Origin of the sequence: Kribbella sp. NBC_00482 (assembly GCF_036013725.1) — a bacterium.
Classification (GTDB): Bacteria; Actinomycetota; Actinomycetes; order Propionibacteriales; family Kribbellaceae; genus Kribbella.
The window spans coordinates 6,164,215-6,179,738 of sequence record NZ_CP107881.1 but is presented as its reverse complement, the minus strand read 5'-3'; the positions used below and the strand labels follow the sequence as shown (position 1 = coordinate 6,179,738).

Sequence of the window (15,524 nt, the reverse complement as noted above, 5' to 3'; positions counted from 1 at the left end):
TCGGCGGGTTGATCAGTCGTAAGTGGCTTGGGCTTGCCAGGTGGTTCGGTGGAGGGTGAAGAGCCAGGCCCGGGTGTCGGCGGTCTGGAACTGGAAGCGGGCCTGGCGGGACTCGGTGCTGGGGTCCCACCAGCGTTCCGCGGTGAGCCAGGGGCCGGCCCAGGCGGTGATCGGGTGGATCTTGTTGCTGTCGGCAACTTGAACGCCGGGGCCGCGGGCCGGTAGCAGGGTGAACGCGGTGGGGACGCCGGACAGTTCGCCGCGGGCGCTGACCGAGACCTGGGCGCCGTCCGCGGCGAACACCTTCGCGGGGATCGGCTCCGGGAAGACCGTGGTCGGCGCCAGCGCCGTGATCGCCCCGGGCCAGGGCTGGTCCGGCGACCGCGCCGGGACGGCCGGATCGCCCCACGGGACCAGCGTCTGCCGCTCCGCGAACCCACGACCGCCGCCGATCACCACCGACACCACCGCACCGTGACCGAGCATGCTCTGCACCCGCGACAACGCCCGGTGGATCCGCTCGTCCGGACCGCCGCCCCACAACCCGTCGACATGCGCGCCGACCGGATCCGCCTGGTCGGGGATCAGCCGCACCCGGACGACCGGTGACGTCAGCTCGCTGGTCGCCGTACCGCTCCCCTGCAGTTGCCAGCGGACCCGGTCCACCACGTCCGCCGCGGTGAACCAGCGCGGGTGCAGCCACTCCCGCTCGTGGATCCGCCCGGACTCGGTGCCGACCTCGACCCGCAGCGTCGTGCACACCAGCCCGAGCTCGGTCAGCCGGACGATCAGCTCGTCGGCGACCGCCCGGACCGCGAACGCGACCTGGTCGACCCGGTCCACGGGCGGCTCGAAGTCGAGCGTCCGGTTGAGCTCCGGCGGGATCGCCCGGCCGGTCACCGGGCGATCGTCGTACCCACGGGCGAGCCGATGGGCGAAGGCGCCGTCCGGACCGAACCGGGTCAGCACCTCGGTCCGGGGCAACTGCGCGAACGCACCCAGCGACCGCAGCCCCAGCCGGCGCAGCAGATCCGTGAGCACCGGCTGCTCGAGTACGTCGACCGACAACGGCGCGAGGAACTCCGGTGAACCGTCCGGCAGCACCACCTGCACCCGGGTCCGCGCGGAGCTCGCCCGGGCCGCCTGCTCCGCGGCGAACGGCCCGTCGGCGATCCCGATCCGGCCGCCGTGTACGTCGTACGTCTCGAGCCGGTCGAGCAGCTTCTCCGCGGCCGCCTCCTCGCTGCCGTAGAACCGCGCCGGGCCGCGCGCCTTCAACGCGCACATCCCCGGCCGGATCACCTGCACCCCCGGTGTGATCGCCTCCAGGCACGAGATCACCGGGTCGAACGCCCGCGCGTCGATCACCGGGTCGTACTTCAGCACGACCAGCTCCGGGCACCGCGACTGCGCATCCCGCGCCCGCTGCCCGCGCCGTACCCCTTCGGCGCGTGCGGTGGCAGAGGTGGCGAGCACCTTTCCCTTCTCCAGTACGGCGATCGGCTCGTCCGGTGATCGCCCGGTCGCCACCGCGGCCGCCGCCACCGGCCAGTCCGGCACCCAAATCACCATCGTCCGAGTCAGCCCGCCCATCAGCCCACCGCACCGATCTGTTCCGGCCACTCCTGCGGCCGGGCTTCCGTGGGCTCGGTGGAGCGGATCGTGCCGTCGGCGGCGGGCAGCCAGAGCTCGTGACGAGCCCGTACGGCGGCGCGCCGGCCGGTCACCGCGACGGTCGCGCGACGGGCGGCGAGCAGACCTTCGCCGTCGCCGAGACCGGTCCAGGTGTTGCTCTCGATCTCGAACCGGGCCTCGCTGCCAGGCCAAGACCCGTACGCGATCAGCATCGCGCCGCGGGTCCGGAGCCGCGCGGCGAGCCGGGACGCCTCCCCCGGTGTCACCTCGCCGGGCGGGCGGACGACCACCACGGTCAGCGCGTCGACCAGCGCGGCGACGACGCTCAGCCACTCCGGCCCCGGATCCGGAACGAGCACGAGACGCTCCAGGTCCACCCCGAGCCCGCGCGCCGCCTCGGCCCCGAACGACGGCACGCCGACCACGCCGCACCAGGCACCTTCCGCGGACGGCCCGGCCATCAGCGCCATCACCAGCGCGGCACTCCCCCGCACCGAGTACACCGAACCGCCGCGCAGGCTCGCCCCCGCCAACAGCTCACCCACCGCCGGATGCGTCGGCAGCTCCCGATCCACCCCCGCCGTGTCCAAGGCCTGCTGCACCCGAGCCACCGAAGGAACCCGAGTCGGCGCCTCATACCCCGGATCGGCTTCGGCGGCGCCCTTCTGCGCCTTGGCTCTGGCGAGGAGCAGGCGCGCGTGGTCGAGCGCTGTGACCCGGCCTCCCGCTTCCTCGCTCCCCGTCATGACTCCATGTTCGAACACCTGTTCGAACAAGTCAATCCGGTCGTCCACAGGGCTGCGGCTGGCTAGAGTCCGGGGCATGCGTCGTGTCGATCACCCTCGGTTCACCACCGCTTTGCGGCGGGTCGAGGACAGTATCGACGCCGCCTGGGACAGTTTCTGCGTGGAGTCCGGAGGTACGGCGGAAGCGCGCGAGCTGGCCGAGGTCGTGCTGCAGGACACCTCCGAGTTCGACTGGCGGATCGTGGACGGCGCGCTCAAGCAGCTGACCTGCCCGGACTGCGGCTCCACACTCGGTGCCGGCGACTCCGGGTGCCCGAGCTGCGACAAGGCGAACGGCTTCCGTTTCGCAGCGCAGGAGACCGACCGCCCCGGCGTACCTCCGGGAAACGAGCACGCGATCCGCGTGTCCTCGGCAGTAGCCCGCACCCGCCACCGCCACTCGCCCCGCGCCCGGGCCGGCTACGAGCTCCTCCTCCCCGACCTGCTCGACGGCGCCCTGCCCACGACCGCGCAGGCTCAACGCGCCAAGCACCTCATCAACCAGCTCACCGACGACGAGCTGGAGCACCTCATCACCCCAGCAGATCTGCAACAGCCCAGCACATAAGGTGGGAGCCATGCCGAGGACTATTGCCACCAATACCAAGGTCGGGCTCGACGAGTTGCTGGAGTTCGTGCGACCGCGTCATCACATGCTGCTGATGACCACCCGGGCCGACGGGACGGTGCAGGCTTCGCCGGTGTCGGGTGGTGTGGACACCGAGGGGCGGATCGTCATCTCGTCGTACCCGGAGCGGGCGAAGAGCACGAACGTGAAGCGGGCCGCCAAGGCCAGCGTGGTCGTGCTGTCGGACGAGTGGAACGGCGCGTGGGTGCAGGTGGACGGCGGCGGTGAGGTGATCGAGCTGCCGGACGCGGTGGAGGCGCTGGTCGACTACTACCGCTCCATCTCCGGTGAGCACCCGGACTGGGACGAGTACCGCGAGGCGATGGTGAAGCAGGGCAAGTGCCTGATCCGCATCACCCCGGAGCGCTGGAGCCCGATCGCCACCGGCGGCTTCCCCGCACATCTCGCTGATTGATGCGTACGGCGCTCGTAGTCCACGCACACCCTGACGACGAGGTGTTCGCCACCGGCGCCGCCACGTCCGTGCTGAACGAGCAGGGCTGGCACGTCGTACTGCGAGTCGCTACCGCCGGCATGCACGGAGCGTCCGACCACCTGACCGCGGCCTGCGCTCTACTGGGGATTCACGAGTGGGACTGGCTCGGCGCACCGGACCAGTGGATCGACGACGGCGGCCGCAACGGGGCACGCACGCTGGCCGCAGCGTCACCTGTCGCTGTCGCCGAGGCGATCCGGTCCGCAGCCCAAGCACTCCAACCAGAGCTCATCCTCACCGTCGGCAGTGACGGCCTGACAGGTCACCCGGACCACATCGCCATCTCGCAAGGGGTCCAGCGAGCACTCCAGCACGTCAACTGCCGTGCACTGGGTGCACGCGTGAGAGCTCAGGACGTGCGTGCGGGCGAGCAGCTGATCCAGCAGCTCGCACCGGGTCAGCAGGTCGGGTCAGGTCACGTCAAGGGATGCGATGCGCCGCTGGAAGAGATCGGCGGAGCATCCGAGCAGCGACGGCGGAAGGCACTGGACGAGTACTACGACGGCCTGGGCAGCAAGCCGCTCGGAGAACTCCTAGGAGTGCACCGGGCGAGCAGCGACGGACTGCTGCTGCGTGCGGTGTTCGACGCGACCGGCTGGCAGCAGGACCGGTTCGAGGAGCTCACTGCTTGGAGCGACGCTCCATCGTCTGGGTGATGCGCTGCATGGCGCCTTCGAGGTGCTCGCGCAGCGCTGCCTCCGCACCCTCCTCGTCGTGCGCCAGGCACGCGTCGAGGATCGCCTGGTGCTCGCGACGGGTCTGCTCGATCCGGGCCTTGGTCTGCCGCGAACCGAACCGGTAGCGCTCGCTGTTCTGCCAGACCGGCTCGATCGCCCGCGGCAGCCACCGCGAGCCGCCGGAGCGGTAGATCGCGAAGTGGAACTCGGTGTGCGCCTGCCGGGACGCGATGTTGTCGCCCAGCTTCGACAACCGGACATGCTCGGCCAGTGCGGTCCGGGCGGCCGCCGCGTCCGAGTCGGAGAACCGCGTCGCGGCCGCACGGACTGCCAGCGACTCCAGCGACAGCCGGGTCTCGTGGGTGTCGCGCAGGTCCTCCATCGACAGCTCACGCACCCAGGCGCCCTTGTGCGGGACGATCTCGACCAGTCCGAGCGCCGCCATCCGCCGGAGCCCTTCCCGGATCGGCATCTGGCTCATGTCCAGTCGCTTGGCGAGCTCCTCCAGCCGGAGCGCCGTACCGCTGGGAAGTTCGCCGGACAGGATGAGCTCGTGCAGCTCGGCGGCAGCTTCCTCGGCGAGCGTACGACGCCCGGTCGGTCCCCCAGGCGTGAGCTCGAGTCGTCGGATCATCAGTAGCGGGCTGCCTCTCTCCTATTCAGCTCTGGAGGTACCGTAGCCGCCGACCGGGTATCTGGCGGCCTTCGACGACAGATTGCTCAGCTGAAAGCCCAGCAAACATGAGTGGTCTAGGCCACCGGCGCTGTCTCAGAGACCCGTCAGGTCGAGAAGAATCCGGCCCGCTTGCCGGTCCAGCACGTCGCCGATCCGCTCTGCCGGTACGACGTCATAGTCCGCTCGCCAGGACACTCCTGCAATACCGGCCAGCGCCTGGCCGACCGCATCCGGTGCCAACGTGGTCCGCTGCAGGTTCACCGGCAGTACCCGTAGGTCCCGGCCGATCAGCTGGTGCAGGTCGATCGTGGTGAACTCACCGGCCTTGTAGCCGAGTACGGCGATCCGTCCGCCCGGAGAGATGTGTCCGAGCACCCCACCGGCCACCGGACCGCCCATGGTGTCGATGACTGCGTCGCACCACGGCAACTCCCGGCCCACCTGTCCCAGACCGTCCACACGGACGAGCTGATCCACCAGTCCGGACGCACCGTCGGCGCGGTCGTCCAGCGACACCAGACCGATCACCCGGGATGCACCGGCCGACCGTGCGATCGCAGCGCACATGTGCCCGATCAGACCGGTCACGCCGGTGACCACGACCGTCTCGCCCTCTTGTACGTCGGCGACCCGTCGTACGGCGGTGTGCGCGGTCAACGCCGGCGTCATCAACGCGAGCGCCGTACCGGGCTCCAGCGACGACGGCAGCCGATGTACGGCGGCATCCGGCACGACGGCGTACCGGCCCCAGACGCCGTCCCGTGTCACGCCGACGCCCGCGCCACGGACCACCACCGAGGCACCTTCCTCGGCGACGTCCGAGCTCACCACCACGCCCACTCCTTCGGAGCCAGGCACGAACGGCATGGTCGGCTGCTTTCCGGCCAGTGTCGACCGGTCCAGTGGAGTCACCGCGGCCAGCCGCATCTCCACCAACGTCTCACCCGGACCGGCGGTCAGCTCGACCTCTTCGGCCTTCGGCTGCTCACCCGGTCCACGACTGCGCAGGACAGTCCCCCGTGTACTCACGTCTCTACCCCGTTCCCCACGATTTGATATCTGATCACGACCTCGACCAGACAGAACCCACGTCTCACCACTCGGCGACCTCCTTCGCCAGCGGCCGGGTCAGCACCTCGGCCGCGGCGGACCGATCTGAGGCTCGCACTGTGGACACCTCGTCGCTGCCCATCGGGAACGGCCAGTCGCTCCCGGCCAGCACCCGCTCGGGCCCGAACGTCTTCGTCAGCAGCTCCAGTACGGCGTCGTCGTGGACCAGATCGTCGACGTAGAAGCGGCGCAGGGCCTCGGCCACCGGCAAGGACACCGGCTGGATCCCCGGGCGGTCCTGGTCGATTCCGCGCTGCCACCGTCCGGCGACGGCCGCCGTCACACCACCCCCATGGCACAGACAGAACCGGATTCCCGGGAACCGCCCCGGCACGTCCGCGAAGACGAGCGAAGCCGCCGCCAGTCCGGTCTCGTACGGATTCCCCAACAGGTTCGACAGGTAAAACGAATCAAGCCGCTTGTCGTCACTGTGTCCCGGGTGAATCAGCGTGAACGCCTCCAGCGCGTCCAGCACCCGCCACACCGGATCCAGCCCGGCGTAACTCGGCGTACCGAGGGCAAAGCCGCTGAAGACGCCCTCACTGGCCAGTCCGGCCGCTACAGAGGGTGCTGCCGGGTCGAACAGCGGCAGGTGCGCCAGCACGCGCAGCTGTGGTGTGGCGAGCTCCCGGAGGCCCTGGTTCACCAGCTCGGTCCACTCGATGCTGGCGTCGTACCGGAAGAGAGCCGGCGGCACTGACACCACAGCACCGTCCAGGTCCTGTGACGAGATCCAGTGCAGCAGTGCAGTCGGGTCGGCGAGCCGGCGCAGCGGCAGCCGCTCCCCGTCGACGACCAGCGAACCGCTGTCGACGGACAGCCCGAACTCACCCCGATGCGCCGCCGCCAGCACAGTCGGCGGGATCAGGTGCGTGTGGACGTCCCAACCGGCCATGTCAGCGGGCGTCCTCGTCGTTGTCGTAGAAGTCCGGACGCTCCGGATAGTGCGGACCGTCGTACACCTCCAGCAGGACAGAGGTCTCCTCTGCCCGCGTCGGACCGTGTACGACGCCCTTCGGGTTCCAGTAGAAGCTGCCCTTGGTCAGCGTCGTCCCCGTCGGCAGGTAAACGTACCGGCCGGACAGGCAGAACATGAACTGGTTCGACGCGTGCTTGTGCTCCGACGGGATGCCCGAGCCCTTCTCGAACCGCACCAGGGCGATCGATGCCTCGGTTACCGGATCACGCCACAGCATCTTGTGGGACAGGCCGTCCAGCGACTTCTCCACCCACTCCAGGTCGTCCGTCTGCAGCAGGATCTCTTGCAGCGGTTCGTTGAAGCTCATGGCACCTCCCGACCTGTGACCCGCGTGTAGAGCTCCTCCGCCACACCTGTACCCATCGGGGCAACCGCAGCGATGTGGCCGTCCGGCCTGAGCAGTACGACGCTGTTCGCCGGTACGCCGTACCGCTTGGTGGCGACGCTGCCCGGATCGAACAGTGCTCTGTCGCGCAGACCGGAGTCATGCGGAGCGTCCCACCGGGACACCGCGTAGTGCTGCAACGCGGGCGACTCGTTCACCGGGATCTCCGGCCGGCGCCGTACGTCGGTGAAGTACAGCGCCACGAACGAGTCGCGACACAGGTCGTGGATCGTCGTACGACCGGTCGGGCTCTGCAGCACCAGGTCCGGCGCCCGGTCCCCCGCCCGTACGGCAGGCGGCGCAGCGGACGTAGCCACCATCGACCAGTCGCCCACACCCTCGACGTCCAGCCGCACGCTCAGCAGCGTCCGGTTGTACGCCGTGGCCCATGCGCCCGTGTCCTCGGTGACAGCACCGCGCTGGAAGGACATGTACTTGCGGGCCGCCTCCGCCATCTCGCCCGAGCCCTCGATCGCCACCGGCCGCTGCTCCCGCTCGTAGCCGTCCAGCAACGACGGGTCAGCCCAGCCACGCAGTACCCAGGCCAGCCGCCACGGCAGGTTGGACGCGTCCAACGCACCCGTGTTCAGACCGAGCGCCCACATCGGCGTGATCAGGTGCGCCGCATCTCCCATCAGGAAGACCTTGCGATCGGCAGTCCACTGCTCCGCGACCCGGTGGTGCACGTTGTAGACCACCGAGCCCATCAGCTCGATCCGGTCCACCTCACCGATGAACTGCTTCACCTTCACCAGCAGGTCCTCGTCACCCGGCGCGTCGGCACCAGGCGCCAGCGGGAACAGGAACCGCCAGTTGTCCGGCTGCCGGATCAGCACCATCCACTCGGACTTGTCCGCGAAGTACGCGAGGTACGGGTAGTCCCTGGCGTTGTCGACGTCCAGGTCCACCACGACGTCGATCAGCATGTACCGCTCGGGCAGGGTCTCCCCCACCACCTTCACACCGAGCGCATCGCGGATCCGCGAACGCCCACCGTCACAGGCCAGCAGGTACGACGCTTCCAGCTCCTGCGGACCGTCCGGGGTCTCCAGCTGCAGTACGACGCGATCGTCGCGGACCTCGAACGACGTCATCCGGTGCTGCGTCCGCACCGGCTCCGGAAGAGCTGCCGCCAGCAGCGGCTCCATCTTCTGCTGCGGCAGGTTGATGACGAACGGGAACTGGGTGTCGTTCACCAGTTCGGCCAGCTGCACCGAGGCGCGCGGAGTGTTGGTGGCCCGGTCGATGTCGCCGATCTCGTCGATCCGCAGCGCGGCACCGAGGATGCCGTCGACCGCGCCGTACCGGTTCCAGATCTCCAGTGTCCGGCTGAGTGTCGTACCGGCCTTGGTGTCGGACGACAGGACCGCGTCCTCCTCCAGCAGCACGTACGGGATGCCGTAGTGCGCGAGACCGAGCGCGGCGGTCAGACCGATCGGTCCTGCACCCACCACGGCAACAGGCAGCTGTTCAGTCACTTACTACTCCACAAAGCTCGTGAGCTTGGCAAAGGCACGTTCCCGGGTCAGCACGGACCCGGTCATCGCCGCCGCGTCGGACAGCAGGAACAGCAACGGGCCGACCACGTCCTCGGGGTCGCCGATACCTATGGTGTCTTGCCAGTGCTCCCGGTCCGCACCGGCGTTCGCACTGCGGAACTGCTCGGTGTCGACGACACCCGGCGCGACGACGTTCACCCGGACCCGGTCGCCGGCCACCTCCACCGCCAGCGTCTTGGCGAACGCCACCAGCGCCGCCTTGCTCGCCGCGTACGCCGCAGCGCCCGCAAACCCGGTCGACGCCATCCCGGACGTGAACACCACCACCGAACCGGACTGCCGCGCCACCATGTGCGGAACGACGGCCTGACACGCCCAGACCACACCGTCCAGGTTTACCTGCAACGTCCGGGTCCACTCGGCCGGGTCCATCTCCAGCACCGACGAACGCGGCTGCACCGCCGCACCGGCGACCAGACCGTCGATACGCCCGTACCGCTCCAGGACACCCGCTACTGCAGCCTCGACCGCGGGCCGGTCTGCCACGTCCACCTTGACGTGCTCGACGCCGTGGGCCGGTGCAGTGACGTCGAAGACCACCGCCGTACCGCCGGCAGCGTTCACTGCGCCGGCCAGCGCCGCACCGATGCCCTGGGCGCCACCTGTGACCACCACGACCTCACCGGTCGCATCGAAGCGCACCTTCATGGCGTCTCCTTCTGCTTCGACGTCATGGTGTCTGTGATCCGCTGGAAGGCACCAGCAAGGTGGCTGCGCAACGCCTGCTCGGCCGCGTCCGGATCCTTTGCCACGCACGCATCCAGGATCGCCTGGTGCTCCTGCCGGCTCCGCTCGATCAGGAACGCAGTAGGACGACTACCGAACCGGTACCGCTCGCTGTTCTGCCAGACCGGCTCGATTGCTCGCGGCAACCACTGCGAGCCACTCGCGCGGTAGATCGCGAAGTGGAAGTCCGCATGCGCCTCACGGGCACCCGCAGAGTCCTGCGCCCGTGACAACCGGAGGTGCTCGGCCAGTGCGGCGGCTGCCTTCGTCAGGTCCTCTTCGGTGAAGTGGGCCGCAGCCGCGCGTACTGCGAGACTCTCCAACGCCAGCCGCGTCTCGTGCGTGTCTCGCAGGTCCGACAGCGACAGGTCGCGTACCCACGCACCACGGTGCGGAATGATCTCGACCAGGCCCAGTGCCTCGAGCCGGCGAAGGCCTTCACGCACAGGCATCTGGCTCATCTCGAGCCGACTGGCCAGCTCCACCAGGCGAAGAGGCGTACCACTGGGTAACTCGCCGGACAGGATCAGCTGGTGCAGCTCTGCGGCCGCGTGTTCGGCGAGCGTACGGCGACCACCCTTGCCGCCACCTGGCAACAACTCCAAAGGCCCGCTCATGCGCGAGTCACCCTGTTACGCAACGAGCCGAGCTTGTCGGAGCGGGTGACGACAACGTCGCCGTCCTGCAGGAACACCTGCGGCTCGCGGGCGTTCCCGATGCCGGCCGGCGTACCGGTGAGCAGCAGGTCGCCCGGGCGCAACGTCATACCGAACGACAGCTCACTGATCAGCGTGGCGACGTCGAACGCCATCTGCCGCGTCGACGCGTCCTGCCGTACCTCGTCGTTCACCAGGCATTGCAGGTGAATGTCCTGCGGGTCGCCCACCTCGTCGGCGGTGACGATCCACGGACCGAGCGGCATCGTGTCGTCGATGCTCTTGCCCTTCAGCCACTGCCCGCCGTGCGCACGCTGCAGGTCCCGCTGCGACACGTCGTTGGCGAGCGTGTAGCCCCAGACGTGGTCGAGCGCCTCGTCGACCGGGATGTTCTTGCCGGTCTTGCCGATCACCAGCGCGACCTCGGCCTCGTAGTCCCACTTGGCGGAGATCGCCGGGTCCCAGGCGATGTCGTCGTACGGCCCGATCACCACGTCCGGACCCTTGGTGAAGAACGTCGGGTGCTCGGGCCGGTCCACGTCCTGGCCCTCGCGCTTGCCCTTGCTCTCCTCGAAGTGGTCCCAGTAGTTCCACCCGGTGCACAGGATGTCGCGCCGGAACCGCCGCAGCGGCGCCCGCAGGATCTCTTGGCTGTAAGGGATCTTGTCCACCACCTCGGCCGGACCGGCGATCACCTCGGTCAGATCCGTTGCATCGAGCAACAGAACCGTCTCGCCGTCGAGTACGCCGGGCCGCTCGCTCCCGGCGTACTCCACCATCACGTACTTCATCTCAGGTCCACTCAACGCCACGCATCACGAGTCACCCCCTGCTCATGCGACCACGGCGATCGCGTTGATCTCGATCAGATAGTCCGGGTGCGCGAGCTTGCTGACCTCGACCATCGTCGAGGCCGGCAGCGGCTCGGTGAAGTACTGCGCGCGGATCTCGTGGATCTTGGCGAAGTCCTCCATGTTGCGCACGTAGACATCCACCCGGCAGACGTCCGCGAGGGTGCCGCCGGCCGCCTCGACCGCCGACTTCACGTTCTCGCAGACCTGCCGGGTCTGCTCCCGGACGTCCCCGACGCCGGCGATGCCGCCGTCCGGACGGCGTGCGGTCATCCCGGAGACGAACACCAGCCGCCCGGTCGCCTCGATCGTGGTCGCCTGCGAGAACACCCCGTTCGGGCTCCGCAGCGCATCGGTGGAAACCTGCGTCTTCGGCATCAGCTCAACACCCCTCCCGACGGGACGACGGCGCCGACCGCGCGTGCGGCCGCCAGCAGCCCGTCCAGTCCCGACCTCTCGATCCGTACGCCGTTGCGTCGCTGCTGCGCCGCGCGCTCGGCCTCGATCTCACCCGGCAGGTACAGCCGGTTCACCCCCGGCGCCGTCGCACTCCCCCGGACGCGGGCGGCCAGCCCGGACGAGCGGCGTTTGAAGTCCTCCACGCCGCCCATCAGTTCGGGGTCGATCGCCAGGAACAGGTGCGCGCAGTCGTTCGGCCGGTCAGGCTCCCGGTACAGCGGGCGGACCTGGTCGCCCCACCCGCCGCCACTCAGGACGCCGGTGAGCACGTCGATCATCATCGCCAGTCCGAAACCCTTGTGACCCGCGGCCGGCAGCAGCATGCCGAGCACCGCCTCGTCCGGGTCCGTGGTCGGCGTGCCCGAGGAGTCGGTGGCCCAGGTGTCCGGGATCGGCCGCCCGGCCGAGGACGCGAGCCGGATCTTGCCCAGGGCAACAGCCGACAACGCCATGTCCAGAACGATCTCCACGCCGGCCGTGGTCGGCACTGCGATGGCGAGAGGATTGTTGCCGACCAGCCGCTCGGCGCCGCCCGGAGCGGGCATCAGCGGCGTGGTGTTCGACATTGCGATACCGATACACCCCGCCTGGCCGGCTTGCATGGCCCAGCGGCTGGCCGCGCCGAAGTGATGGGCGTTGCGCACCGAGACGATGCCGATCCCGTACCGGCCGGCGCGCTCGATCGCGTGCCGCATCGCCTGCGGGCTGGACAGCTGGCCCATCCCGCCGCGGGCGTCCACCACCATCGCGGCACCGGCGTCGAACAGGATGTCGAGCTCGCGTTCCCGGCTCACGCCGCCGGCGTTCAGGCGTTCGACGTACATCGGGACCAGCATCACGCCGTGCGAGCTGACACCGCGCAGGTCGGCGTCGACGAGCGCCGTGGCGATCTCGGTCGCGTCCGCGGAGTCGAACCCGAGCGCCGTGAACACGCCCGCCACGGTCGCCTCCAGCCACTCGGGCCGAACCAGCACCCGCCGATCAGCATCTGAAGCTTGAGCGGTCATCGCTTCTCCCGCGCCCACGGCAGGAGCCAGTGCTCCAGCAGGACCAGGGCGTAGAACAAGACGATGCTCATCACACTCAGCAAGGTGATCGCGGCGAACGCCAGGGTGGTGTCCGCGCTCGCGCCGGACTGCTGGATGACGTACCCGAGTCCCTTGGTGGCGCCAACGAACTCGGAGATCACCGAACCGATCACGGCCAGCGAGATCGCCACCTTGAACCCGGTGAAGATCTGCGGCATCGCGTACCGCAGCCGGAGCTTGAAGAACTCCTGCACCCGGTTCGCGTTCAGCGACCGCATCAGCTCGACCAGCTCGGTCGGCGTCGACTTCATCCCCTGCGCGGTCGAGATGACGATCGGGAAGAAGCACATCAGCAGCACCATCACGACCTTCGGCCACTGCCCGAAGCCCATCCAGATCACCAGCAGGGGCGCGATCGCCACCTTCGGGATCGAGTTCACCATCAGCAGCAGCGGATACACCAGCCGCTCGAGGATCACCGAGCGGACGATCAGCAGCGCGATCGGTACGCCGATCACGATCGCGAGCAGGAACCCCTCGATCGTCTCGAGCAACGACGTACCCGTCTCCTGCAGCAGGTAGGTGGGCTGGTCGAAGAACTTGACCACCACGTCCCACGGGCTCGGCAGCAGGTACGGCTGGATCGAGAACGCGACCGTCGCGCCCCACCACAGCCCGATCGCGACCGCCAGGCCGATGATCGGGAGTACGACGGCGGCCACCGGGGAATCGGTCAGCCAGGTCCGTTTCGGCATCGTCCGCCGGGTCATCGCGACCGCACCTCGTCGACCGGGCGCGCCTCGCCGGACTCCTTCTCCGCGAGGAGCGCGTGCAACCGGGCGCTGATCGCGGCGACCTCGGTGAGGTGCGCGTTCTGGCCGAGGCTGCGCGGCCGCGGGATGTCGATGTCGACGACCTCCCGCATCCGGCCCGGCCGCGGCGTCAGTACGACGACTCTGTCGGCCAGGACGATGGCCTCCTCGATCGAGTGCGTGACGAACACGATCGTGGTGGACAGCTCCATCTTGATCCGCTGCAGCTCCTCGGACAGCTCGGTCCGGGTGAGCGCGTCGAGTGCGGAGAACGGCTCGTCCATCAGCATCACCTGCGGGTCGCGGATCAGCGACCGGCACAGCGACACCCGCTGCTGCATACCGCCGGACAGCTCGTGCGGCAGCCGCCGCTCGAATCCCTGCAACCCGACCAGCTCGAGCAGCTGATGGGCCCGGTCCCGGTACGCCGCCTTGCCGCGATCGCCCGGGCCCTTGTCGATCTCGACCGGCAGCATCACGTTCGACAACACCGAACGCCACGGCAGCAGCGCCGGCCGCTGGAACATGAACGAGACGTCCCGGCGCGGTCCGGTGACGGGTTCCCCCGCCACCTGAACCGCACCGGACGTCGGGGGCAACAGTCCCGCGATCAGCCGGAGCAGCGTGGACTTGCCACAGCCGGACCGGCCGATCAGCGTGACGAACTCACCGCCTCGAACGTGCAGGTCGATCTTCTCCAGGGCGGTCACCTGGCCCTCGCGTCCGTCGAAGACCTGCCCCACGCCGTCCAGGCGAATCATCCGGTTCCAGTACTCCTAGCTTCAGCTCTTCGGCGCCAGACTCAACGTCACCAGGTCCTCGGGCTTGATCGCACCCTTGCCGATGGCGTTCGACTCCTCGAGCAGCGAGATGACCTTCTGCACCCGGTCCTGCGTCACGTCGCCGAGCGGACCGTCGAAGCCCGCCGGCTTGATGTAGCCCTGCATGATCTTGAGTTCCTTGGTGGCAACGTCGAGATCCGTGTTCGGCACGTACTTCTTCAGGATCGTCGCCGCGGCAGCCGGGTCGTTCAGCGTGTCCTGCAGACCCTTGAGCAGCGCGTTGGTGAACTTCTTCACCTGGTCCGGGTGGTCCTTGGCCAGATCCGACCGGGTGATGATCGCGTTCCCGTACAGTTCCGGCAGCTTTTCGCCGTACGGCAGCGTGATGACCTTGCGGTGCTTCTCCTTGTCGGCATTCGCGATCAGCGGTTCACCGACCACGAACTGACCGATGCCCTGGACCTTGCCGGACGCCAGCAGGGCCGGCAGGCCCGGCGGCGGCGAGGGGAGGAAGGTGACCGACTTCGGGTCGATACCGACCGCCTTGGCGTAGACCGGGAACATCACCGTGTTGGTGGAGCCCGGCTGGTCGCCGATGGTCTTGCCTGGCAGGTCCTTGGGGCCGTTGATGCCCAGTCCCTCGAGCGACATGATCGCGGCCATCGACCGCTGGTGGATCATGCCGACCGTGGTGACCGGCAGCTTCTGCTTGGCGAGGGTGATCGCGACCGCGGTGAAGTCGCCGATGCCGTAGTCGGCCTGACCGCCGGCCACCAGCTTCATCACGTCGACGGTGCCGCTGCCGGGGGTGATCTTGACGTCGAAACCGGCGTCCTTGAAGTACCCCTTCTCCAGCGCGACGTACGCGTACGCCTCACGCCCGAAGGTGTTGAACGACGTCAGGTAGCTGACCTTCTGCAGCCCGTCGCCGTCGGCCTGCTTGCCGCTGTCGTCGCCGTTGCACGCACTCACCAGGGCGAGCCCCAGGACCGCCATCAGGGCGATGACGGAACGCCTCAACCTCATATCGACCTCTCTCGTCCCGATATTTGATCAAACATCAAATATGGAAAGGTGGTCAATTCACCCGCGGGGTCTTCACGGGGACTTAACGTCCGCCGCGCCGGGTCCTCGCGGTCCTGCTGACCACCCGTCCTGGAGCCGTTCCCCATACCTGTCCGAAAGACACATCCTGTAACCGGACGGGCACCCGCCCCGACCACAGACCGTACCTGCCGGAGCAGCAGATCGCGACGCCCGCGGAGACCGAACTCGGCGAC

Annotated in this window: 18 protein-coding genes; 3 read left to right on the top strand and 15 right to left on the bottom strand. The window is 68.8% G+C overall.

The window, feature by feature from the left end:
- Positions 1 to 12: 12 nt before the first annotated feature.
- Both OHB24_RS29990 and OHB24_RS29985 read right to left on the bottom strand, forming a co-directional pair.
- Positions 13 to 1,572: a DNA polymerase Y family protein gene (locus OHB24_RS29990; RefSeq protein WP_327634214.1), complete on the bottom strand. Its 1,560-nt coding sequence runs from the start codon at positions 1,570 to 1,572 to the stop codon at positions 13 to 15.
- A 20-nt stretch (positions 1,573 to 1,592) separates the two neighbouring features.
- Positions 1,593 to 2,381, bottom strand: a complete 789-nt coding sequence (locus OHB24_RS29985; RefSeq protein ID WP_327634213.1) for a hypothetical protein — start codon at positions 2,379 to 2,381, stop codon at positions 1,593 to 1,595.
- Between the two features lie 76 nt (positions 2,382 to 2,457).
- On the opposite strand from OHB24_RS29985, the gene OHB24_RS29980 reads away from it, so the two are divergent.
- Genes OHB24_RS29980 through OHB24_RS29970 form a run of 3 tightly spaced genes read left to right on the top strand, consistent with a single transcriptional unit; the run spans position 2,458 to position 4,200 of the window.
- Positions 2,458 to 2,988, top strand: coding sequence for a hypothetical protein (locus tag OHB24_RS29980; RefSeq protein ID WP_327634212.1), 531 nt, complete (start codon positions 2,458 to 2,460; stop codon positions 2,986 to 2,988).
- Positions 2,989 to 2,998: 10 nt separating this feature from the next.
- Positions 2,999 to 3,463 (top strand): PPOX class F420-dependent oxidoreductase, encoded by a 465-nt coding sequence (locus OHB24_RS29975; protein WP_327634211.1) that lies wholly within the window; start codon positions 2,999 to 3,001, stop codon positions 3,461 to 3,463.
- Positions 3,463 to 4,200, top strand: coding sequence for a PIG-L family deacetylase (locus OHB24_RS29970; protein WP_327634210.1), 738 nt, complete (start codon positions 3,463 to 3,465; stop codon positions 4,198 to 4,200). Before OHB24_RS29975 ends, OHB24_RS29970 begins: the two co-directional genes overlap by 1 nt.
- Here OHB24_RS29970 and OHB24_RS29965 read toward each other — a convergent pair.
- The 13 genes from OHB24_RS29965 to OHB24_RS29905 all read right to left on the bottom strand — a co-directional run bounded on the left by OHB24_RS29965 (position 4,166) and on the right by OHB24_RS29905 (position 15,270).
- Positions 4,166 to 4,855: a GntR family transcriptional regulator gene (locus tag OHB24_RS29965; protein WP_327634209.1), complete on the bottom strand. Its 690-nt coding sequence runs from the start codon at positions 4,853 to 4,855 to the stop codon at positions 4,166 to 4,168. The genes OHB24_RS29970 and OHB24_RS29965 overlap by 35 nt on opposite strands.
- A 135-nt stretch (positions 4,856 to 4,990) precedes the next feature.
- Complete coding sequence (locus OHB24_RS29960) at positions 4,991 to 5,926, bottom strand: zinc-binding alcohol dehydrogenase family protein (protein WP_327634208.1); 936 nt, start codon at positions 5,924 to 5,926, stop codon at positions 4,991 to 4,993.
- Between the two features lie 64 nt (positions 5,927 to 5,990).
- Positions 5,991 to 6,902 (bottom strand): amidohydrolase family protein, encoded by a 912-nt coding sequence (locus OHB24_RS29955; protein WP_327634207.1) that lies wholly within the window; start codon positions 6,900 to 6,902, stop codon positions 5,991 to 5,993.
- 1 nt (position 6,903) lies between these two features.
- On the bottom strand, positions 6,904 to 7,293 hold the full coding sequence (locus OHB24_RS29950) for a cupin domain-containing protein (RefSeq protein ID WP_327634206.1): 390 nt from the start codon (positions 7,291 to 7,293) through the stop codon (positions 6,904 to 6,906).
- The gene (locus tag OHB24_RS29945; RefSeq protein ID WP_327634205.1) at positions 7,290 to 8,849 is read right to left on the bottom strand and encodes an FAD-dependent monooxygenase; all 1,560 of its coding nucleotides are present in this window, start codon (positions 8,847 to 8,849) and stop codon (positions 7,290 to 7,292) included. Before OHB24_RS29945 ends, OHB24_RS29950 begins: the two co-directional genes overlap by 4 nt.
- Before the next feature lie 3 nt (positions 8,850 to 8,852).
- On the bottom strand, positions 8,853 to 9,578 hold the full coding sequence (locus tag OHB24_RS29940) for an SDR family NAD(P)-dependent oxidoreductase (RefSeq protein WP_327634204.1): 726 nt from the start codon (positions 9,576 to 9,578) through the stop codon (positions 8,853 to 8,855).
- Positions 9,575 to 10,273, bottom strand: a complete 699-nt coding sequence (locus OHB24_RS29935; protein WP_327634203.1) for a GntR family transcriptional regulator — start codon at positions 10,271 to 10,273, stop codon at positions 9,575 to 9,577. Before OHB24_RS29935 ends, OHB24_RS29940 begins: the two co-directional genes overlap by 4 nt.
- Positions 10,270 to 11,103 carry a fumarylacetoacetate hydrolase family protein gene (locus OHB24_RS29930; protein WP_327634202.1) on the bottom strand — a complete coding sequence of 278 codons (834 nt, stop codon included), beginning with the start codon at positions 11,101 to 11,103 and terminating at the stop codon, positions 10,270 to 10,272. The genes OHB24_RS29935 and OHB24_RS29930 overlap by 4 nt, the downstream gene beginning before the upstream one ends.
- A gap of 42 nt (positions 11,104 to 11,145) precedes the next feature.
- The gene (locus OHB24_RS29925; RefSeq protein ID WP_327634201.1) at positions 11,146 to 11,541 is read right to left on the bottom strand and encodes a RidA family protein; all 396 of its coding nucleotides are present in this window, start codon (positions 11,539 to 11,541) and stop codon (positions 11,146 to 11,148) included.
- Entirely contained in the window at positions 11,541 to 12,629 is a 1,089-nt protein-coding gene (locus OHB24_RS29920) for an Ldh family oxidoreductase (RefSeq protein WP_327634200.1), read from the bottom strand. Before OHB24_RS29920 ends, OHB24_RS29925 begins: the two co-directional genes overlap by 1 nt.
- On the bottom strand, positions 12,626 to 13,420 hold the full coding sequence (locus OHB24_RS29915) for an ABC transporter permease (protein WP_327634199.1): 795 nt from the start codon (positions 13,418 to 13,420) through the stop codon (positions 12,626 to 12,628). Before OHB24_RS29915 ends, OHB24_RS29920 begins: the two co-directional genes overlap by 4 nt.
- Positions 13,417 to 14,223, bottom strand: a complete 807-nt coding sequence (locus OHB24_RS29910; RefSeq protein WP_327634198.1) for an ABC transporter ATP-binding protein — start codon at positions 14,221 to 14,223, stop codon at positions 13,417 to 13,419. The genes OHB24_RS29915 and OHB24_RS29910 overlap by 4 nt, the downstream gene beginning before the upstream one ends.
- Positions 14,224 to 14,244: 21 nt before the next feature.
- Complete coding sequence (locus OHB24_RS29905; RefSeq protein ID WP_327634197.1) at positions 14,245 to 15,270, bottom strand: ABC transporter substrate-binding protein; 1,026 nt, start codon at positions 15,268 to 15,270, stop codon at positions 14,245 to 14,247.
- Positions 15,271 to 15,524 lie beyond the last annotated feature (254 nt).

Bases quoted from the DNA above. Each gene is read 5' to 3' on its own strand.
- OHB24_RS29990 (WP_327634214.1), bottom strand. From the start codon at position 1,572: ATGGTGATTTGGGTGCCGGACTGGCCGGTGGCGGCGGCCGCGGTGGCG.
- OHB24_RS29985 (WP_327634213.1), bottom strand. From the start codon at position 2,381: ATGACGGGGAGCGAGGAAGCGGGAGGCCGGGTCACAGCGCTCGACCAC.
- OHB24_RS29980 (WP_327634212.1), top strand. From the start codon at position 2,458: ATGCGTCGTGTCGATCACCCTCGGTTCACCACCGCTTTGCGGCGGGTC.
- OHB24_RS29975 (WP_327634211.1), top strand. From the start codon at position 2,999: ATGCCGAGGACTATTGCCACCAATACCAAGGTCGGGCTCGACGAGTTG.
- OHB24_RS29970 (WP_327634210.1), top strand. From the start codon at position 3,463: ATGCGTACGGCGCTCGTAGTCCACGCACACCCTGACGACGAGGTGTTC.
- OHB24_RS29965 (WP_327634209.1), bottom strand. From the start codon at position 4,855: ATGATCCGACGACTCGAGCTCACGCCTGGGGGACCGACCGGGCGTCGT.
- OHB24_RS29955 (WP_327634207.1), bottom strand. From the start codon at position 6,902: ATGGCCGGTTGGGACGTCCACACGCACCTGATCCCGCCGACTGTGCTG.
- OHB24_RS29950 (WP_327634206.1), bottom strand. From the start codon at position 7,293: ATGAGCTTCAACGAACCGCTGCAAGAGATCCTGCTGCAGACGGACGAC.
- OHB24_RS29940 (WP_327634204.1), bottom strand. From the start codon at position 9,578: ATGAAGGTGCGCTTCGATGCGACCGGTGAGGTCGTGGTGGTCACAGGT.
- OHB24_RS29935 (WP_327634203.1), bottom strand. From the start codon at position 10,273: ATGAGCGGGCCTTTGGAGTTGTTGCCAGGTGGCGGCAAGGGTGGTCGC.
- OHB24_RS29930 (WP_327634202.1), bottom strand. From the start codon at position 11,103: ATGAAGTACGTGATGGTGGAGTACGCCGGGAGCGAGCGGCCCGGCGTA.
- OHB24_RS29925 (WP_327634201.1), bottom strand. From the start codon at position 11,541: ATGCCGAAGACGCAGGTTTCCACCGATGCGCTGCGGAGCCCGAACGGG.
- OHB24_RS29920 (WP_327634200.1), bottom strand. From the start codon at position 12,629: ATGACCGCTCAAGCTTCAGATGCTGATCGGCGGGTGCTGGTTCGGCCC.
- OHB24_RS29915 (WP_327634199.1), bottom strand. From the start codon at position 13,420: ATGACCCGGCGGACGATGCCGAAACGGACCTGGCTGACCGATTCCCCG.
- OHB24_RS29910 (WP_327634198.1), bottom strand. From the start codon at position 14,223: ATGATTCGCCTGGACGGCGTGGGGCAGGTCTTCGACGGACGCGAGGGC.
- OHB24_RS29905 (WP_327634197.1), bottom strand. From the start codon at position 15,270: ATGAGGTTGAGGCGTTCCGTCATCGCCCTGATGGCGGTCCTGGGGCTC.